At 41.9% G+C, this 16732-nt stretch carries 17 protein-coding genes and 2 pseudogenes; 15 read left to right on the top strand and 4 right to left on the bottom strand.

What is annotated here, in order from left to right; genetic code table 11:
- Positions 1–31: 31 nt before the first annotated feature.
- The 6 genes from recG (at position 32) to IYQ92_RS03860 (ending at position 4763) form a co-directional block, all read left to right on the top strand.
- Entirely contained in the window at positions 32–2047 is a 2016-nt protein-coding gene (gene recG / locus IYQ92_RS03885; protein WP_195675434.1) for an ATP-dependent DNA helicase RecG, read from the top strand.
- Between the two features lie 427 nt (positions 2048–2474).
- Positions 2475–2762: a hypothetical protein gene (locus tag IYQ92_RS03880; RefSeq protein ID WP_195675433.1), complete on the top strand. Its 288-nt coding sequence runs from the start codon at positions 2475–2477 to the stop codon at positions 2760–2762.
- Positions 2755–2943, top strand: a complete 189-nt coding sequence (locus IYQ92_RS03875; RefSeq protein ID WP_195675432.1) for a hypothetical protein — start codon at positions 2755–2757, stop codon at positions 2941–2943. The genes IYQ92_RS03880 and IYQ92_RS03875 overlap by 8 nt, the downstream gene beginning before the upstream one ends.
- Before the next feature lie 45 nt (positions 2944–2988).
- Positions 2989–3504: a DUF2975 domain-containing protein gene (locus tag IYQ92_RS03870; protein WP_195675431.1), complete on the top strand. Its 516-nt coding sequence runs from the start codon at positions 2989–2991 to the stop codon at positions 3502–3504.
- Positions 3505–3513: 9 nt separating this feature from the next.
- The gene (locus IYQ92_RS03865; protein ID WP_195675430.1) at positions 3514–3726 is read left to right on the top strand and encodes a helix-turn-helix domain-containing protein; all 213 of its coding nucleotides are present in this window, start codon (positions 3514–3516) and stop codon (positions 3724–3726) included.
- A 122-nt stretch (positions 3727–3848) separates the two neighbouring features.
- The gene (locus IYQ92_RS03860; RefSeq protein ID WP_195675429.1) at positions 3849–4763 is read left to right on the top strand and encodes an aldo/keto reductase; all 915 of its coding nucleotides are present in this window, start codon (positions 3849–3851) and stop codon (positions 4761–4763) included.
- A gap of 118 nt (positions 4764–4881) precedes the next feature.
- Here the strand turns inward: IYQ92_RS03860 and IYQ92_RS03855 are convergent, their stop codons facing one another.
- Positions 4882–5844: an asparaginase gene (locus tag IYQ92_RS03855; protein ID WP_195675493.1), complete on the bottom strand. Its 963-nt coding sequence runs from the start codon at positions 5842–5844 to the stop codon at positions 4882–4884.
- Between the two features lie 72 nt (positions 5845–5916).
- Here IYQ92_RS03855 and IYQ92_RS03850 point away from each other — a divergent pair, with 72 nt between their 5' ends.
- On the top strand, positions 5917–7299 hold the full coding sequence (locus IYQ92_RS03850) for an HAD-IIB family hydrolase (protein WP_195675428.1): 1383 nt from the start codon (positions 5917–5919) through the stop codon (positions 7297–7299).
- A 46-nt stretch (positions 7300–7345) separates the two neighbouring features.
- Here IYQ92_RS03850 and IYQ92_RS03845 read toward each other — a convergent pair whose 3' ends face one another.
- The 3 genes and pseudogenes from IYQ92_RS03845 to IYQ92_RS10690 all read right to left on the bottom strand — a co-directional run.
- Positions 7346–7798: a universal stress protein gene (locus IYQ92_RS03845; protein ID WP_195675427.1), complete on the bottom strand. Its 453-nt coding sequence runs from the start codon at positions 7796–7798 to the stop codon at positions 7346–7348.
- A 345-nt stretch (positions 7799–8143) separates the two neighbouring features.
- Positions 8144–8876, bottom strand: a pseudogene (locus IYQ92_RS10485) (transposase); the annotation flags it as partial.
- 39 nt (positions 8877–8915) lie between these two features.
- Positions 8916–9164 (bottom strand): annotated as a pseudogene (locus tag IYQ92_RS10690) (IS110 family transposase); the annotation flags it as partial.
- A 334-nt stretch (positions 9165–9498) separates the two neighbouring features.
- Here IYQ92_RS10690 and IYQ92_RS03835 point away from each other — a divergent pair.
- The 8 genes from IYQ92_RS03835 (at position 9499) to gatB (ending at position 16652) form a co-directional block, all read left to right on the top strand.
- Entirely contained in the window at positions 9499–10710 is a 1212-nt protein-coding gene (locus IYQ92_RS03835) for a pyridoxal phosphate-dependent aminotransferase (RefSeq protein ID WP_195675426.1), read from the top strand.
- Between the two features lie 129 nt (positions 10711–10839).
- Positions 10840–11625 carry a GTP-sensing pleiotropic transcriptional regulator CodY gene (gene codY / locus IYQ92_RS03830; RefSeq protein WP_195675425.1) on the top strand — a complete coding sequence of 262 codons (786 nt, stop codon included), beginning with the start codon at positions 10840–10842 and terminating at the stop codon, positions 11623–11625.
- A 67-nt stretch (positions 11626–11692) separates the two neighbouring features.
- Complete coding sequence (locus tag IYQ92_RS03825) at positions 11693–12244, top strand: cysteine hydrolase family protein (protein ID WP_195675424.1); 552 nt, start codon at positions 11693–11695, stop codon at positions 12242–12244.
- A gap of 69 nt (positions 12245–12313) precedes the next feature.
- Positions 12314–12976: an ROK family protein gene (locus IYQ92_RS03820; protein WP_229311294.1), complete on the top strand. Its 663-nt coding sequence runs from the start codon at positions 12314–12316 to the stop codon at positions 12974–12976.
- Entirely contained in the window at positions 12973–13197 is a 225-nt protein-coding gene (locus tag IYQ92_RS10225) for a hypothetical protein (RefSeq protein ID WP_229311293.1), read from the top strand. Before IYQ92_RS03820 ends, IYQ92_RS10225 begins: the two co-directional genes overlap by 4 nt.
- A gap of 244 nt (positions 13198–13441) precedes the next feature.
- Positions 13442–13744, top strand: coding sequence for an Asp-tRNA(Asn)/Glu-tRNA(Gln) amidotransferase subunit GatC (gatC, locus tag IYQ92_RS03815; protein WP_195675423.1), 303 nt, complete (start codon positions 13442–13444; stop codon positions 13742–13744).
- Positions 13744–15210 carry an Asp-tRNA(Asn)/Glu-tRNA(Gln) amidotransferase subunit GatA gene (gene gatA, locus IYQ92_RS03810; RefSeq protein ID WP_195675422.1) on the top strand — a complete coding sequence of 489 codons (1467 nt, stop codon included), beginning with the start codon at positions 13744–13746 and terminating at the stop codon, positions 15208–15210. Before gatC ends, gatA begins: the two co-directional genes overlap by 1 nt.
- Positions 15210–16652: an Asp-tRNA(Asn)/Glu-tRNA(Gln) amidotransferase subunit GatB gene (gene gatB / locus IYQ92_RS03805; protein ID WP_195675421.1), complete on the top strand. Its 1443-nt coding sequence runs from the start codon at positions 15210–15212 to the stop codon at positions 16650–16652. The genes gatA and gatB overlap by 1 nt, the downstream gene beginning before the upstream one ends.
- Positions 16653–16732 lie beyond the last annotated feature (80 nt).

Here is a 16732-nt window from a genome sequence, read left to right as displayed (position 1 = left end):
GGTGGCGCAAGCTGCCCTTTTAGGTGGTAGGATGAATGTAAGAGAACCTTTGTCGGTCTTGAAGGGATTTGGACCAAAGTCGGCGGAAAAATTCCAAAAGTTAGGTATTTATACGCTGGAAGATTTGCTGCTTTATTATCCTTTTCGGTATGAGGATTTTAAGTCTAAGTCGGTCTTTGAGCTCATTGATGGCGAAAAGGCGGTTATCACTGGGACCGTGGTGACCCCAGCTAATGTCCAGTATTATGGTTTTAAGCGCAATCGACTGGGCTTCAAGTTGAAGCAGGGAGAGGCTGTTGTTAGCGTCAGCTTTTTTAATCAACCTTATCTGGCCGATAAAATTGAATTGGGTCAGGAAATTGCTGTTTTTGGAAAATGGGATTCAGCTAAACAATCCATCACTGGCATGAAAGTCTTAGCGCAGGTTGAAGATGATATGCAGCCGGTTTATCGGGTGGCTCAAGGTATCAGTCAGGCCAGTCTCGTTAAGGTTATCAAGGCAGTTTTTGATACTGGTGTGCATTTAGAATTGAAGGAGACCCTGCCTCAGGTTTTGATGGATAAGTATCGTCTGATGACTCGAAGTCAGGCGACAGCTGCCATGCACTTTCCAAAAGATTTGGCGGAGTATAAGCAGGCGCTACGACGGGTTAAGTTTGAGGAGTTATTTTACTTCCAGATGAATCTTCAAGCTCTCAAGGCTGAAAATAAATCTGAGTCAAATGGACTGGCCATCGCTTATGATGAGCAAAAAGTCCAAGATAAGATTGCTGCTCTGCCATTTCCTTTGACAGGAGCCCAAAAGCGCTCACTGGATGAAATCTTAGCAGACATGCGCTCAGGCGGTCACATGAATCGTCTGCTTCAAGGAGATGTAGGGTCAGGTAAGACCGTTATAGCTAGTCTGGCCATGTATGCGGCCTACACAGCGGGGTTTCAATCTGCCATGATGGTGCCAACTGAAATCTTGGCTGAGCAGCACTACCTGAGTTTGCAGGAGCTATTTCCAGACTTGTCTATCGCAATTTTGACTTCTGGCATGAAGGCTGCGGTCAAGCGCACGGTTCTATCTGCCATTGCGGACGGCTCCATTGACATGATTGTGGGAACACATGCGCTCATTCAGGATTCGGTGGTCTACCACAAGTTGGGCTTGGTCATTACCGATGAGCAGCATCGTTTTGGGGTCAATCAGCGGCGCCTTTTTCGAGAGAAGGGGGAAAATCCTGATGTTCTCATGATGACTGCGACTCCTATTCCGCGGACGCTGGCTATCACAGCTTTCGGTGAGATGGATGTTTCCATCATCGATGAATTGCCGGCGGGGCGTAAGCCTATTATCACACGCTGGGTCAAGCATCAGCAGCTGGATTCTGTTTTAAATTGGGTCAAGTCAGAGCTTGCCAAGAATGCCCAAGTCTATGTTATCTCTCCCTTGATTGAGGAGTCAGAGGCTTTAGATTTGAAAAATGCTGTTGCTCTACACCAAGAGTTGTCTGAGTATTTTGCGGGTCAAGCCACAGTCGCCCTCATGCACGGTCGCATGAAAAATGATGAGAAAGATGCCATCATGCAAGACTTCAAGGATAAGAAGAGTCAGATTTTGGTGTCAACGACCGTTATCGAGGTTGGTGTCAATGTTCCAAATGCGACAATCATGATTATCATGGATGCCGACCGATTTGGGCTTAGCCAGCTTCATCAGCTGCGCGGTCGTGTTGGTCGTGGCAGCAAGCAGTCTTATGCTATCTTGGTAGCCAATCCTAAGACAGATTCTGGGAAAGAGCGCATGAAGATTATGACCGAAACCACGGACGGATTTGTTCTGGCAGAGGCGGATCTGAAAATGCGGGGTTCAGGTGAGATTTTCGGAACCCGTCAATCTGGTATTCCTGAATTTCAAGTGGCGGATATCGTAGAAGACTATAATATTTTGGAGGAGGCACGCCGTGTCGCTAGCGAAATCGTCAAAGAAAAAAACTGGCAAACTGATGAGCAGTGGGCACCCATTGTCCAAAACCTCAAGGAAAAAACAGATTTTGACTAGTTAAGTTTTGAGCAAGTTTTCTCTAAGTTTAGCTTAAGCTTTGCCCCCTATAATAAAAGCATCAAAAGAAAGAGAGGTCGTTCATATGACTCTATCAATTAAAGTAACCTATAAAAAACATTTTGATGTTAAACAAGACCAAAAAGTAGCTTACGGCGCTTAAATTAACTCCTCGGTAAGACTTAATCAGATAATGAAAATACGACAATCAGAAGCTAACTTCTGGTTGTTTTTTGATATAAAATACTATTTTTCTAAAAATAAATAAAAAATTATCGAAAAAGAATAAAAAAGTGTCGCAAAATAGAAAACTTATGATATACTAAATATATCGAAAAACAATGATTAAATATTGAAAAAAACTATTGTTTTTGATAAAGATAAAAAGCGCTGATTATCACTACTAAACAAAACTGGAGATATTATCATGAAAACTATTCTTAACTTTGCTAAAACACTTATCAACCTTGTTATTGCCTTTGCTATTTTCGCTATCGGACTTCAATTTATCCTTGTCCTAATAATTCCTTTTCTTGATTTAGCAAATTTTGCTGCGACACCTCACTCGATGCTTAATTGGGCGGTCAGCTCTAGTTTGCAAAATAGCCCGCTTTTGATTCTACTAGTCGCTGCTTATGATGGTCTTGCTATTTTTGGACTTTTAAAATTACGTCGCTTTGTTAAAGCATTTACTTTGAACCCCCCCCTTGGCTGATAGTACTTACAAGTTTGTTAAAAAAGCGACAGCTTTTACTTTCTTACTAGCAATTCCACAAAATATTTTATACAACCTTGGTCAAACCAACCACTTCTTAATTGACCTCAATCTAACAGGCTACTTCTTCACAGCTCTTGTTATCCTCTATTTTGTTCGTAAGGTCAAAGCTATCGCTTAAAAATAGTGTATAATAGTAGGTGATTTGAATAGAAATGAGTGTACCATGAACAAAGAAATGCCTTACCTTAAATATGTGATTGTAGCTGTTAATATCGGGATTTTTCTCTCGATTTCAGCCCTCCTTGTGACGACCTCCTATAATCTTTTAGGACTAGCAGGAGGTCTTGACCAGCTCAATGCTAGGTTAGCTAGTAAGACGCCTCAAGGGACAAGTTTTAACTTTAATGTAGAAAAAATGTCCTTGTGGTTGGCGCTAGCTGACTTTATCCACAATCTGGTGACAGCCTGCCTCTTGATTTGTGTCCGCCTTTTCTTGAAGAACATCATGGCAGATGAGATTTTTATTGAGCAGAATGTCCGCTTGGCGCGAATGGCTGCACTGATGTTGGTCATTGGGGCTGTTATCACTAGTAACGGAGCGCTTAGTGCGGAGCTTGGTAGTCTGAAAATTTCTATTTTTGATTTGACTTATCTGCTATCAGCTGTCTTGGTTTGGACCATTTCTAAGGTTTTGGAAAAAGCTAACGCTATCGCAGAAGAAAATGAATTTACCATTTAGGAGGTCAGCATGATACGTGTTAATTTAGATGTGGAGCTGGCCAAGAAAAAAATGCGTTCTGGTGAGTTAGCAGAACGCATCGGTATTACTAGTGCCAACTTATCCATCTTAAAAACTGGCAAGGCCAAGGCAATTCGCTTTTCAACGCTAGACGCCATTTGCCGAGAATTAGGTTGTCAGCCAGGGGATATTTTAGAATATGTGCCAGATGATGAGATTTGACCAAGAAATAAGTAAAATCCCTCGGAAAAACTGAGGGATTTTAATGTTTTAGAAAACCTTTTCATGCTATTCTTGTTATAATAAAGCTAGGTATTTTCTGATAGGAATAGAAGAGGTAAATCATGTTACAAGAAATCGGTCAAACTGGTGTGCAGGGCTCACGTATTGCCCTGGGTTGTATGCGAATGGCTGCGATTGATCTTGCGCAAGCTGAGCAGGTGATTGGAACAGCGATGGCGCAAGGTATGACCTTCTTTGACCATGCTGATATTTATGGTGGCGGGGAGTCTGAAAAACGTTTTGGCGAAGCCGTCAAAAATCTTGGTTTAGCGCGTGAGGATATGATTTTACAATCCAAATGTGGGATTCAGCAGGGCTATTTTGATTTTTCTAAGGAACACATTTTGCAGTCTGTTGATGGCATTTTAGAGCGTCTGGGGACTGATTACCTTGACTTTCTGGTCCTCCATCGTCCAGATGTTTTGGTGGAGCCAGAAGAGGTAGCAGAAGCTTTTACTCAACTTAAGGGTTCTGGCAAAGTCAAGTATTTTGGAGTCAGCAATCAGAATCGCTATCAGATTGAACTCCTTCAAGCCTATTTGGAGGAGCCCTTGGCGGTTAATCAGATGCAGCTGTCGCCAGCCCACACACCTATGTTTGACGCAGGGCTCAATGTTAATATGAAAAATAGCGCAGCCATTGACCGTGATAATGGTATAGTTGAATACAGTCGTCTTCATAAGATGACCATCCAAGCTTGGTCACCTTTTCAAATTGACCTCGGAAAGGGCCTCTTTGTAGGGCATCCGGACTATCAGCTATTAAATGAGACCATTGCTAAATATGCTAGTCAGTATGGTGTTTCTGATGAGGCGATAGTCATCGCTTGGATTCTTCGTCATCCAGCTAACATGCAGGCGATTGTTGGTTCCATGAATCCTAAACGTCTAAAACGAATTGCTGCCGCTGAGCACATCCATTTGACGCGTCCTGAGTGGTATGATATTTATCGCAGTGCAGGCAATAGCCTTCCCTAACAAAAACTCCCATCTTGCTTTATGACAAGGTGGGGGTGTTTTTGAATGATGATGTATTATTTTGACTTGATTTAAGGATGGTTTGAATAAAATCAGTTGAGCCATTGCTAACCACAAGTTATCCTTCAATATATTCTTTGAGTTCATTTCCTCTCAAGCCAGCATTTAAGGCAATCAACAATTTGAGGCGAGCTTTTGGTGCATTGAGTTCTTTGACAAACATGACGCCAGCTTCTTGCAGCTTGACGCCGCCACCCTCGTAGGCGTAAACAGGCTCTGCGATACCGTTAAAACAGCGAGACACAAGAACGACTGGTACGCCTGCGGTCATCAAATCTTCCACTTCCTGAGCAGCCTTAGGTGGTAAATTTCCAGCACCAAGGGCTTCAACGACTAGCCCTTCAATGTTATCAGGAGACATGAAGCTGATAATGCCACTATCTCCCATACCAGCGTAGGCCTTGACAATAGGAACGGTTCCTGAAATGTGGTCCAAATCAAAACGGACACGCGGTTCAGCTGTCTTAAAAAAGAGAATGTCGTGCTTCATGATGATACCCAGCGGTCCGTGAGTCGGTGTTTGGAAGGTTGAAACGTTGGTAGTGTGCGTTTTGGTGACGTATTTTGCGGCATGGATTTCATCGTTCATGACGACTAGAACACCTTTATCAGCTGCTTTATCATGACTAGCAACTCGCAAGGCGGACAGGTAATTATAAACGCCATCACTTCCTAATTCGTTGGCTGAACGCATGGCTCCGGTAATGACGATTGGCATCTGGGGCAGCACCATGGTATCTAAAAAATAAGCGGTCTCTTCCAAAGTGTCAGTCCCGTGAGTAATCACGACTCCGTCGTAACGCGCAGCATTTTCCTTAAGATACTGATAAATCTCAAGCATGTGGCGAGGAGTGATGTGGGGGCTGGGGAGGTTAAAAAAGTCAAGGATGGTTAGGTCCAGATTGTCTAATCCAACTCCTACCTGATTCATGGGATTTTCGTCATTGGGTGTCACATTGCCATCATTGTCGGCTGACATCGAAATTGTTCCGCCGGTATGGAGGACAAGGATTTTTTTCATTTCAGTCAAAACTTCTTTCCAAAATTATGATATAATCTATTTTAACATAAAAGAGGGGGGAGCAAGTGGCACTTGGCAATTAAAGCAGTTTTTTTTGATATTGATGGCACCTTATTAAATGACCGTAAACGTGTGCAAAAATCCACCCTTCAAGCAATTAAGAGCTTGAAGGAGCAGGGCGTTTTTGTTGGTGTGGCGACAGGACGTGGTCCTAGTTTTGTTGAACCATTTTTGGAAAATTTAGGGCTTGATTTTGCAGTGACCTACAACGGGCAGTACATTTTTACGCGGAACCAAATTCTGTACAATAAACAATTACCCAAAGCGACCATTTATCGTGTCATTCGCTATGCTAGCAGTAAGCGGCGTGAGATTTCTCTGGGAACCTCTTCAGGTTTAGTTGGTTCAGGGATTATCGGTCTTGGAACTAGCCGTTTTGGTCAAGTGGTCTCGTCAGTTGTTCCTCGAAAATGGGCTAAGGTTGTTGAGCGATCCTTCAAGCATCTGATTCGTCGCTTTAAACCACAAAATATGGACAGTCTTGTGACCATTATGCGCCAGCCCATTTATCAGATTGTCTTGGTGGCAACTGAGGGAGAGACAGCTCGGATTCAGGAAAAATTCCCTCAGATTCATGTGACGCGCTCAAGTCCTTATTCAGCAGATTTGGTTTCTAAAGGACAATCTAAAATCAAGGGTATTGAGCGTTTAGGAGATCTATTTGGTTTTGAATTATCGGAGGTGATGGCTTTTGGTGATTCAGACAATGACATCGAGATGCTGTCAGGTGTTGGTGTTGGAGTTGCTATGGGCAATGGCTCTGCTACCGTTAAAGAAAGAGCCCACTACACAACCGCCAGTAACAATAATGACGGGATTTCTAAAGCCCTATCCCACTACGGTCTGATTCATGTAGAGACTGATAAATCCTTTAAGAGCAGTGATGATAATTTCAATAAGGTCAAGGACTTCCACCATGTCATGGATGGCGGTACCATTGACACTCCGAGATTGTACGATAGCCTAGAAGCAGGGCATCGTTCGGACTTCAAAGTTGAAGAAATCGTTGAATTTCTCTATGCTGCCAGTCAGGGCAACCAGGCTGTTTTTCAAGAGTCGGTCGAGGCCTTGCATAGGGCTGTTGATAAGGCTGCTCATAAAGTTACCTCGAAAAAACATCCTGAGACACCCTTGGTTGGTGAAGTGGATGCTTTGACAGACCTGCTTTACTTAACTTACGGTTCCTTTGTTCTTATGGGGGTGGATCCTAAACCTTTCTTTGATACGGTTCATGAAGCCAATATGGGGAAAGTCTTTCCAGATGGTAAGGCGCATTTTGACCCTGTGACACATAAAATTTTGAAGCCAGATGACTGGGAAGAGCGCTTCGCACCTGAACCAGCCATCAAACGGGAACTGGATCGTCAGATTCAAAAATCATTAAAAAGACAATAAGAAAAAGGCTGAGCTTTAAGTAACTCAACCTCTTTTTATTAACAGACTAAAATGTTTTTTCAGTATCACGAACGATGAGCAAGTCAACCTTGGCGTGACGGAGAATGTATTCTGATGAAGAACCAATAAGGAGACGTTCGAAAGTATTAAGACCAGTCGCACCGACCATAATCAAATCAACTTTTTCTTTATCAGGAATGTCACGTGCGAGCAAGGTCTTTGGATTACCAAATTCAATAACTTGGCGGATGCTTGTAAGCCCTTTCTCTCTAGCTTGTTTTTCATAGTCAGCTAAAACATCCTTAGCTTCTTGCTCCATTTTTTCATAGATATAGCTATCAAAGGTTGCTACACTTTGAAGTGCGCGTGTATCAATAACGTGGGTTAATAACAACTCTGCACCATTACGAAGGGCGACATTGACCCCTTTCTCAAATGCAAGTTCTGATTCGTAAGAACCGTCAATGGCTACTAAGATACGTTCATATTTTTGTGACATAAAATTGCCCTCCTTGACTAACTTTAAGGCACATAGGTCGCTGATTTTTGCCAATCAATAGCTTATCTTGAAAGATAAGTGACCTCCAACCTTCTACAAGGTTATTATACTCTTTTAACCTGAAAAATGAAAGCGATTTATAGAAAATTTCTGAAATTTTTCAATGGGAAAAGCGATATCAAAACCTAATTTAGCAATATTGTGAGGAAAATCTTTAATTTTTGAAAAATTTAGTATATAATCAATTTACGAGGTAAAGTTTGAAAAAAATAAGGACTAATTGATTTATTGTTTACCCTGATTTTGAGCACACTAAAGAGAGGTCTTGAGACCTGATTTTTGACCTTAATTGACATTGAATCCGTGTTGTTGTGCAAAACGAATAGCATCTTGAATAGACATTGTTTTGTCAGGATTTCGTATTTCGGTTAGCCCTTGTAGAAGAGGATTGTAGTTTTCTTGCTTTAAGAGGACTTGGTAGATAGAGACCAGTAATTTGCGACAGATAGCGATGATAGCTTTTCGGTGTCCACGGCGCTTCTTGAGTTTAAGATACTTATTTCTCAATTCTGAATGCTTGTCAGACTTGACGACAGCGTTGGCAATTTGAACAAGGAAGGGTTTGAGGTATCTACCACCTTTAGAAATACGAGTAGAATATTTCCTCCCAGCACTTTCATTGTTAGTTGGGACTAAACCTGCCCAAGAACAGAGTTTACCAGCTGAGTCAAAGACGGTCATATCTGCTCTAAATCCTCTTTACAAATAGCGAGAGCATTGTAATGAAACTTTGTGATAACTCTGATTTTCTCAGCTTGTTCGGGTGTCACATCGCCATCCATAGCGATTTCCAAGTCTTGAACTTTATTCTTCATTCTCTTGTGAACCAGCTGCTCAATATTTGGCTTCTCTTCAGGGCTGTAAGGATGCTCTTGATAATAGCTTGAGCACTTTTTCCGAACACATCGGAAACGACACTTGCAATTTGAAGGTTAGACCAAGTGAGACAATTCTGATAGCGATTTTTCTCACTGACTTGAAGTTGTGTTAACTTCATGCGATAGCAAAAGAGGTCGGTCATCCATTGAGCATCTTTCTTGTCGGTCTTCTTTCCTCAAATCGCTTTGACATACTTTGGGTGAGCCAAGCAGATAGAGCAGGCTTCTTCGAGGATATTGAAAACAGAAATCCAGTACTTACCAGTTGATTCCATACAGGCATCGAAGCAGGAATAATACTCCAACCAATCGCGTAGCTGAATGAGACCATTGGTAAAGGTTGAGAAGCGTTTACGATGGTGCTCAGTGATGCCTTGCTTGTTGGTGATGGCAATAACCGCTACGACAAAGATTTTATGGACATCAATCCCACAACAATTAGGGTAAACAAGATTAACATGAGGGGTCTCCCTTCACTAAATAATTGAGAAGCCCCTATCCCTTGACTGTTCTTCCTTTTCACAAACGAGTCGTTTATCCAAGTATAAGTTTACGTGCTCTTAGTCACAGTTAGTTGTGCTTGATGGAATGGGCTACACCTATAAGAATGCGAGGTAGTGGCTATACCACTCACTTATTCACCTCCCCGTGATTTGTAGTAGTGATAGGGCTTCTCCTTATATTATAGACAAAAACAAAAAGCACAACACCTTTTCATTCGGTGCTGTGCCTTGAGTGAAACGAAAGGAATGAATTATAAGTATGAAAACATTTGATAAATCATCAAAACTAGAGCACGTTGCCTATGATATTCGTGGACCAATCTTGGAAGAAGCGGACCGTATGCGTGCCAACGGCGAGAAGATTTTACGATTGAATACCGGTAACCCCGCAGCCTTTGGCTTTGAAGCGCCAGACGAGGTCATTCATGACCTTATTATCAATGCCCGTGATTCAGAAGGTTATTCTGATTCTAAGGGGATTTTCTCAGCGCGTAAGGCCATTATGCAGTATTATCAATTGCAGGATATTCATGTCAGCATGGATGATATTTACGTGGTGAATGGTGTCAGTGAAGGAATTTCCATGTCCATGCAGGCGCTTTTAGATGATGGTGATGAGGTTTTGGTTCCCATGCCTGATTACCCTCTGTGGACAGCTTGTATTAGTCTAGCTGGCGGTACGGCGGTGCATTATGTCTGTGATGAGGCTGCCGACTGGTATCCTGATATTGCAGATATTAAATCAAAAATTACATCTAACACAAAAGCGATTGTGCTGATTAACCCCAATAATCCGACGGGTGCAGTTTACCCACGTGATATTTTAGATGAAATTGTTGAGATTGCTCGTCAAAATGACTTGATTATCTTTTCTGATGAGGTTTACGACCGCTTGGTAATGGATGGTAAAAAGCATATTCCGATTGCATCGATTGCACCAGATATCTTCACCGTAACCCTTTCAGGTTTGTCTAAATCACACCGTATCTGTGGTTTCCGTGTTGGCTGGATGGTCTTGTCAGGTCCTAAGACTAATGTCAAAGGTTATATCGAAGGGCTGAACATGTTGTCTAATATGCGACTTTGTTCCAACGTGCTGGCGCAGCAGGTCATTCAAACCTCACTGGGCGGACAACAATCTATCGATAAGCTCTTATTGCCAGGTGGCCGAATTTATGAACAAAGGGATTTCATCTATAATGCCATTAAGGATATTCCAGGACTTTCTGCGGTCAAACCTCATGCAGGCCTTTACATCTTCCCTAAAATTGATACTGAGATGTACCGAGTTGATGACGACGAGGCCTTTGTCTTGAACTTCTTGAAGCAAGAAAAAGTGTTGTTGACGCATGGTAGTGGCTTTAATATGAAGACGCCTGACCATTTCCGAATTGTCTATCTTCCACGTGTCGATGAATTGAGCGAGTTACAAGAAAAAATAACACGCTTCTTGAGTCAATACCGTTGTTAATTTGGAAAGCAATGTTTTTGGAAAATTGCACACAATTGTCTAAAAAGTAAAGTAATTTTCTGATAATTATTTGCGGTAATATCATAAATTTGTTATAATCAAGATTGCAAACTATGTAAAGGAAGAAAAATGTTAAGTTTACTAGAAAAAACAAGAAAAATTACGTCTATTTTGCAACGTTCTGTTGATAGCTTGGAAACAGTCCTTCCCTACAACACAATGGCTGCACAATTAGCTGACATCATTGACTGTAATTCTTGTATTATCAACGGTAGCGGTAACCTCCTTGGTTATGCCATGAAATACAAAACAAACAATGACCGTGTAGAAGAATTCTTCGAATCAAAACAATTTCCTGACTACTATGTCAAGGCTGCTAGTCGTGTTTACGATACCGAAGCCAACTTGTCTGTCGATAGTGATTTGACTATTTTCCCAGTTGAAAGCAAGGAAGAATTTGCGGATGGCATCACAACCATTGCTCCAATTTATGGTGGCGGTATGCGTCTTGGCTCATTGATTATCTGGCGTAATGACCACGATTTCGATGATGATGACCTGATTCTGGTTGAAATTGCTAGCACAGTAGTTGGTATTCAATTGCTTAACCTTCAGACAGAAAATCTTGAAGAAAATATCCGTAAACAAACAGCTGTAACGATGGCAATCAACACCCTTTCTTATTCAGAAATGAAAGCTGTCGCTGCTATCTTGGGAGAACTTGATGGTCTTGAAGGGCGTTTGACAGCATCTGTCATTGCTGACCGTATCGGTATCACACGTTCTGTTATCGTTAATGCCCTCCGTAAATTGGAATCAGCAGGTATTATCGAAAGCCGTTCGCTTGGTATGAAGGGAACATACCTTAAAGTTATCAACGAAGGTATCTTTGACAAATTAAAAGAATACAATTAAGATTGATTGACAATTGAAAGGAGACTGAGCGTGTTTGCCCAGCCTCTTTTCATCTAAAGGAGTAAAGATGACTAAAGCATTGATTTCAATTGATTACACTTATGACTTTGTTGCTGATGATGGGAAATTAACAGCTGGCCAGCCAGCGCAAGCTATTGAGAATTCAATCGCTAGCCTGACCCAAAAGGCTTATGATAATGGGGATTACATCTTCTTTGCTATTGATGGCCATGATGAGGGTGATACCTTTCATCCAGAAACCAAACTTTTCCCACCCCACAATATCAAAGGAACATCGGGTCGCGACCTTTACGGCGAATTAGCTGATGTGTACGAAGCTATCAAGTACGATAGCCGTGTTTTTTGGATGGATAAGCGTCATTATTCAGCCTTTGCTGGAACGGATTTGGACATTCGCTTGCGCGAGCGCCATGTGACTACGGTTGTATTGACAGGCGTTTTGACAGATATTTGTGTTTTGCACACGGCTATCGATGCTTACAATCTAGGTTACGACATCGAAATTCCAAAATCAGCAGTTGCTAGTCTGACCGAGGAAAATCACCAATGGGCGCTTAATCATTTTGAGCATGTGCTTGGGGCTAAGATTGTAGACTAAGAACAACAAAAATAGAATTTTAAGTCAAGGAATGTGATATTAAGGGCAATCCTAGCTGGGAGATAAGCTATGAGTAAGAAAGTTTTAGTTATCGACATTGGTGGTACCAATATCAAATATGCCATCATGACCAAAGATGCTGACATGTTGTCATCTAGTAAAATCCCAACACCGGATTCCTTGGAGGCATTTTTAGAGAGCCTTTATGGTTTGGTTGATACTTACCGTCAGGAGATTGAGGCAGTTGCTATTAGTGTTCCGGGAAAAGTGGACACCCTGTCTAGAACGGTTTATTTTGGCGGTTCGTTGACTTATTTGGATGGTCTTAATTTCAAGACTGCTTTGGGCGATAAGTATCAGCTTCCTGTGGCTGTGCAAAATGATGCCAAATCGGCTGCGCTAGCAGAATTATGGTTGGGCAGTTTGAAAAATGTCAAAGATGGTGCTGTCATTACGCTTGGAACGGGTGTCGGTGGCGGTATCGTTTTAGATGGCAAGCTGCGACTAGGTTCGCATTTTCAAGCTGGTGAACTGAGCATGTCCATTCTAGATGCTGATCGTCCTGGAATGGTAAAAACGGTTGGCTATCTTGGTTCAGCTGTGCGGATGATTAGTCAAGTTAATGAAGCTGTTGGTGAAAAGGACTTGAGTGATGGCATCAAGGCTTTTGAGCTTATCAATAAGAAAGATCAACGGGTTTATCCTATTTTTGAGGGTCTATTGCTTACTTGATTTTGAATTTACAGGCTTATTATGATTTGACGACTTATGCTATTGGTGGTGGCATCAGCTCTCAGCCAATCTTGATTGAAGAGATTAAGCACCAGTTACAGGCCTTCATTGATGAAAGTCCTATTTTGAAATTGAATTTTCCAGAAATTGCTATTGTCAAGGCTCAGTTTGAAAATGATTCTAATTTGTATGGAGCCTTGTATCAATTATTGCAGGATTAGATTGGGCGTTGTCGGAGAAAGAAGATGTTGATCTTCTTAACCGGCAATGCTTTTTTATGCTCTGCTATTTTCCAAAAAAGCCTAAATTGTGGTATAATTTGAAAGACTATGTAGAATTTACAGAGGAGAAAGGAATTGAACCCGAATGGAAAGCTCGGTATTTAGATAAGTCAGTAAAAAATCAGGATTTTCCCTTGACTTCCTAAAATACAGTCGCTTTCTTGGCGTTCTAGGTATCTTAAACATGAAAATTTCTGAAGAAGAAGTGCGTCATGTGGCCAATCTGTCTAAGTTGGCATTTTCAGATGAAGAAACGGCTGAATTTGCAACAACTTTGTCTAAGATTGTGGACATGGTAGAGCTTTTGAACGAAGTTGATACAGATGGTGTGCCAATCACAACTACGATGGCAGATCGCAAAACGGTTATGCGTGAAGATGTGGCGCAGGCTGGTGATGACCGTGAGGAACTTTTTAAAAATGTCCCTCAACATGAAAATCATTACATCAAAGTACCAGCAATTCTTGAAGATGGAGGAGATGCTTAATGTCATTTAATAACAAATCAATCGACGAGTTGCACGACCTTCTTGTCAAGAAAGAAATTTCAGCGACCGAACTGACACAAGCCACTTTGGATGATGTACATGCGCGTGAAGAAGCTATTGGTTCTTTCATTACGGTTGCAGATGAAGTAGCGCTAGCTCAAGCTAAAGCCTTGGACGAAAAAGGAATTGACGCTGGTAATATCATGTCAGGAATTCCTTTGGCGGTTAAAGATAATATATCAACAAAAGGGATTTTGACAACAGCTGCTTCAAAAATGCTCTACAATTACGATCCAATCTTTAATGCGACTGCTGTTGAGCAACTTTACGGCAAAGATATGATTGTCATCGGTAAAACCAACATGGACGAATTTGCCATGGGTGGTTCAACTGAAACATCTTATTTCAAGAAAACCAAAAATGCTTGGGACCAAACTAAGGTTCCTGGTGGGTCATCTGGTGGTTCAGCGACTGCTGTTGCTTCTGGACAAGTCCGTTTGTCACTTGGTTCAGATACTGGAGGGTCAATCCGTCAGCCAGCTTCATTCAATGGTGTTGTTGGGATGAAACCGACTTATGGACGCGTGTCGCGTTTTGGTTTGATTGCCTTCGGTAGCTCACTTGACCAAATTGGGCCATTCTCACAAACCGTTAAAGAAAATGCCCAGCTCTTGAACGTTATTTCAGGTCATGATGCCAAAGATTCAACCTCTTCAGACCGTGCAGTTGGTGACTTTACGTCTAAAATTGGTCAAGACATCAAAGGCATGAAGATTGCCCTTCCAAAAGAATACCTCGGTGAAGGTATCGCACCTGCTGTTAAGGAAACAATCCTTAATGCTGCTAAGCAATTGGAAAAATTGGGTGCAACCGTTGAAGAAGTTAGCCTTCCGCATTCAAAATACGGTGTAGCGGTTTACTACATCATCGCTTCATCGGAAGCGTCATCAAACTTGCAACGTTTTGACGGTATTCGTTACGGCTACCGCACAGAAAACTACAATAACTTGGATGACATCTATGTCAACACACGTTCAGAAGGTTTTGGTGACGAGGTTAAACGCCGTATCATGCTTGGAACTTTCAGCTTATCTTCAGGTTACTATGATGCCTACTTCAAGAAAGCTGGTCAAGTGCGTACCCTTATCATCCAAGATTTCGAGAAAGTCTTTGCGGACTATGATTTGATTTTGGGACCTACTGCACCGACAGCTGCCTATGACTTGGACAGTCTTAACCATGACCCAGTTGCTATGTACCTTGCGGATATCTTGACCATTCCTGTCAATTTGGCAGGGCTACCAGGTATTTCAATTCCTGCAGGATTTGACCAAGGTCTCCCAGTTGGGATGCAATTGATTGGTCCAAAATACAGTGAAGAAACAATCTACCAAGTAGCAGCTGCTTTTGAAGCAAGCACTGATTACCATAAACAACAACCTATCATTTTCGGAGGTGAGAACTAATGAACTTTGAAACAGTCATTGGACTTGAAGTCCACGTTGAATTGAATACCAATTCTAAAATCTTCTCACCAACACCAGCCCGCTTTAGTGAAGACCCAAATACCAACACCAACGTGGTTGACTGGTCATTCCCTGGTGTGCTTCCAGTCATGAACAAGGGTGTTATTGATGCTGGTATCAAGGCTGCGCTAGCTTTGAACATGGACATTCACCAGCACATGCACTTTGACCGTAAAAACTATTTCTACCCTGATAATCCAAAAGCCTACCAAATCTCACAATTTGATGAGCCAATCGGTTACAACGGCTGGATTGAAGTCGAATTAGAAGACGGTTCAACTAAGAAAATCCGCATTGAACGTGCCCACTTGGAAGAAGATGCTGGTAAAAATACCCACGGTACAGATGGTTATTCATACGTTGACCTTAACCGCCAAGGTGTGCCATTGATTGAAATCGTGTCTGAAGCTGACATGCGTTCACCAGAAGAAGCTTATGCTTACTTGACTGCCCTTAAAGAAATCATCCAATACACAGGCATTTCTGACGTTAAGATGGAAGAAGGGTCAATGCGTGTGGATGCCAACATTTCGCTTCGCCCTTACGGTCAAGAAGAATTTGGTGTGAAGACTGAGTTGAAAAACTTGAACTCATTTAGCAATGTGCGTAAAGGTCTTGAATTTGAACAAGAACGTCAAGCGAAAATCTTGCGCGCTGGTGGTCAAATCCGTCAAGAAACACGTCGTTACGATGAGGCTAACAAAGGTACAATTCTTATGCGTGTCAAAGAAGGTGCTGCTGACTACCGTTACTTCCCAGAACCAGACCTACCACTCTTTGAAGTGTCTGATGAATGGATTGACGAAATGCGTGCAACCCTTCCTGAGTTTCCAAAAGAGCGCCGTGCTAAATACGTGTCACAATTTGGCTTGTCTGATTACGATGCTAGCCAGTTGACAGCAACAAAAGCAACCTCTGATTTCTTTGAAAAAGCTGTCGCTCTTGGTGGTGATGCTAAACAAGTCTCAAACTGGTTGCAAGGTGAAGTGGCTCAATTCCTCAACAGTGAATCTAAGACTATCGAGCAAATTGGCTTGACACCAGAAAACTTGGTTGAAATGATTGGTTTGATTGAAGATGGTACTATTTCATCTAAAATTGCCAAGAAAGTCTTTGTTCACTTGGCTAAAAATGGTGGTTCGGCCGAAGAATACGTTAAGAAAGCTGGTTTGGTTCAGATTTCAGACCCTGAAATCTTGATTCCAATTATCCACCAAGTTTTTGCGGACAATGAAGCAGCTGTTGCCGACTTCAAGTCAGGTAAACGTAATGCTGACAAGGCCTTCACTGGTTTCCTCATGAAAGCTACTAAAGGTCAAGCTAACCCGCAAGTTGCCCTTAAATTGTTGGCACAAGAGTTGGCTAAGTTGAAAGAAGACTAATCTCTTTTAGAAGTTGGGGTATCCTAACTTCTTTTTTTGTACTTGACATTCAGATTTTTACTGCTATAATTACGTTAGTA

The sequence above is a fragment of the Streptococcus sp. HF-1907 genome (assembly GCF_015594605.1).
Lineage (GTDB): Bacteria > Bacillota > Bacilli > Lactobacillales > Streptococcaceae > Streptococcus.
The sequence above is the reverse complement of the archived record's forward strand: the minus strand, read 5'-3'. Positions and strand labels throughout refer to the sequence as shown.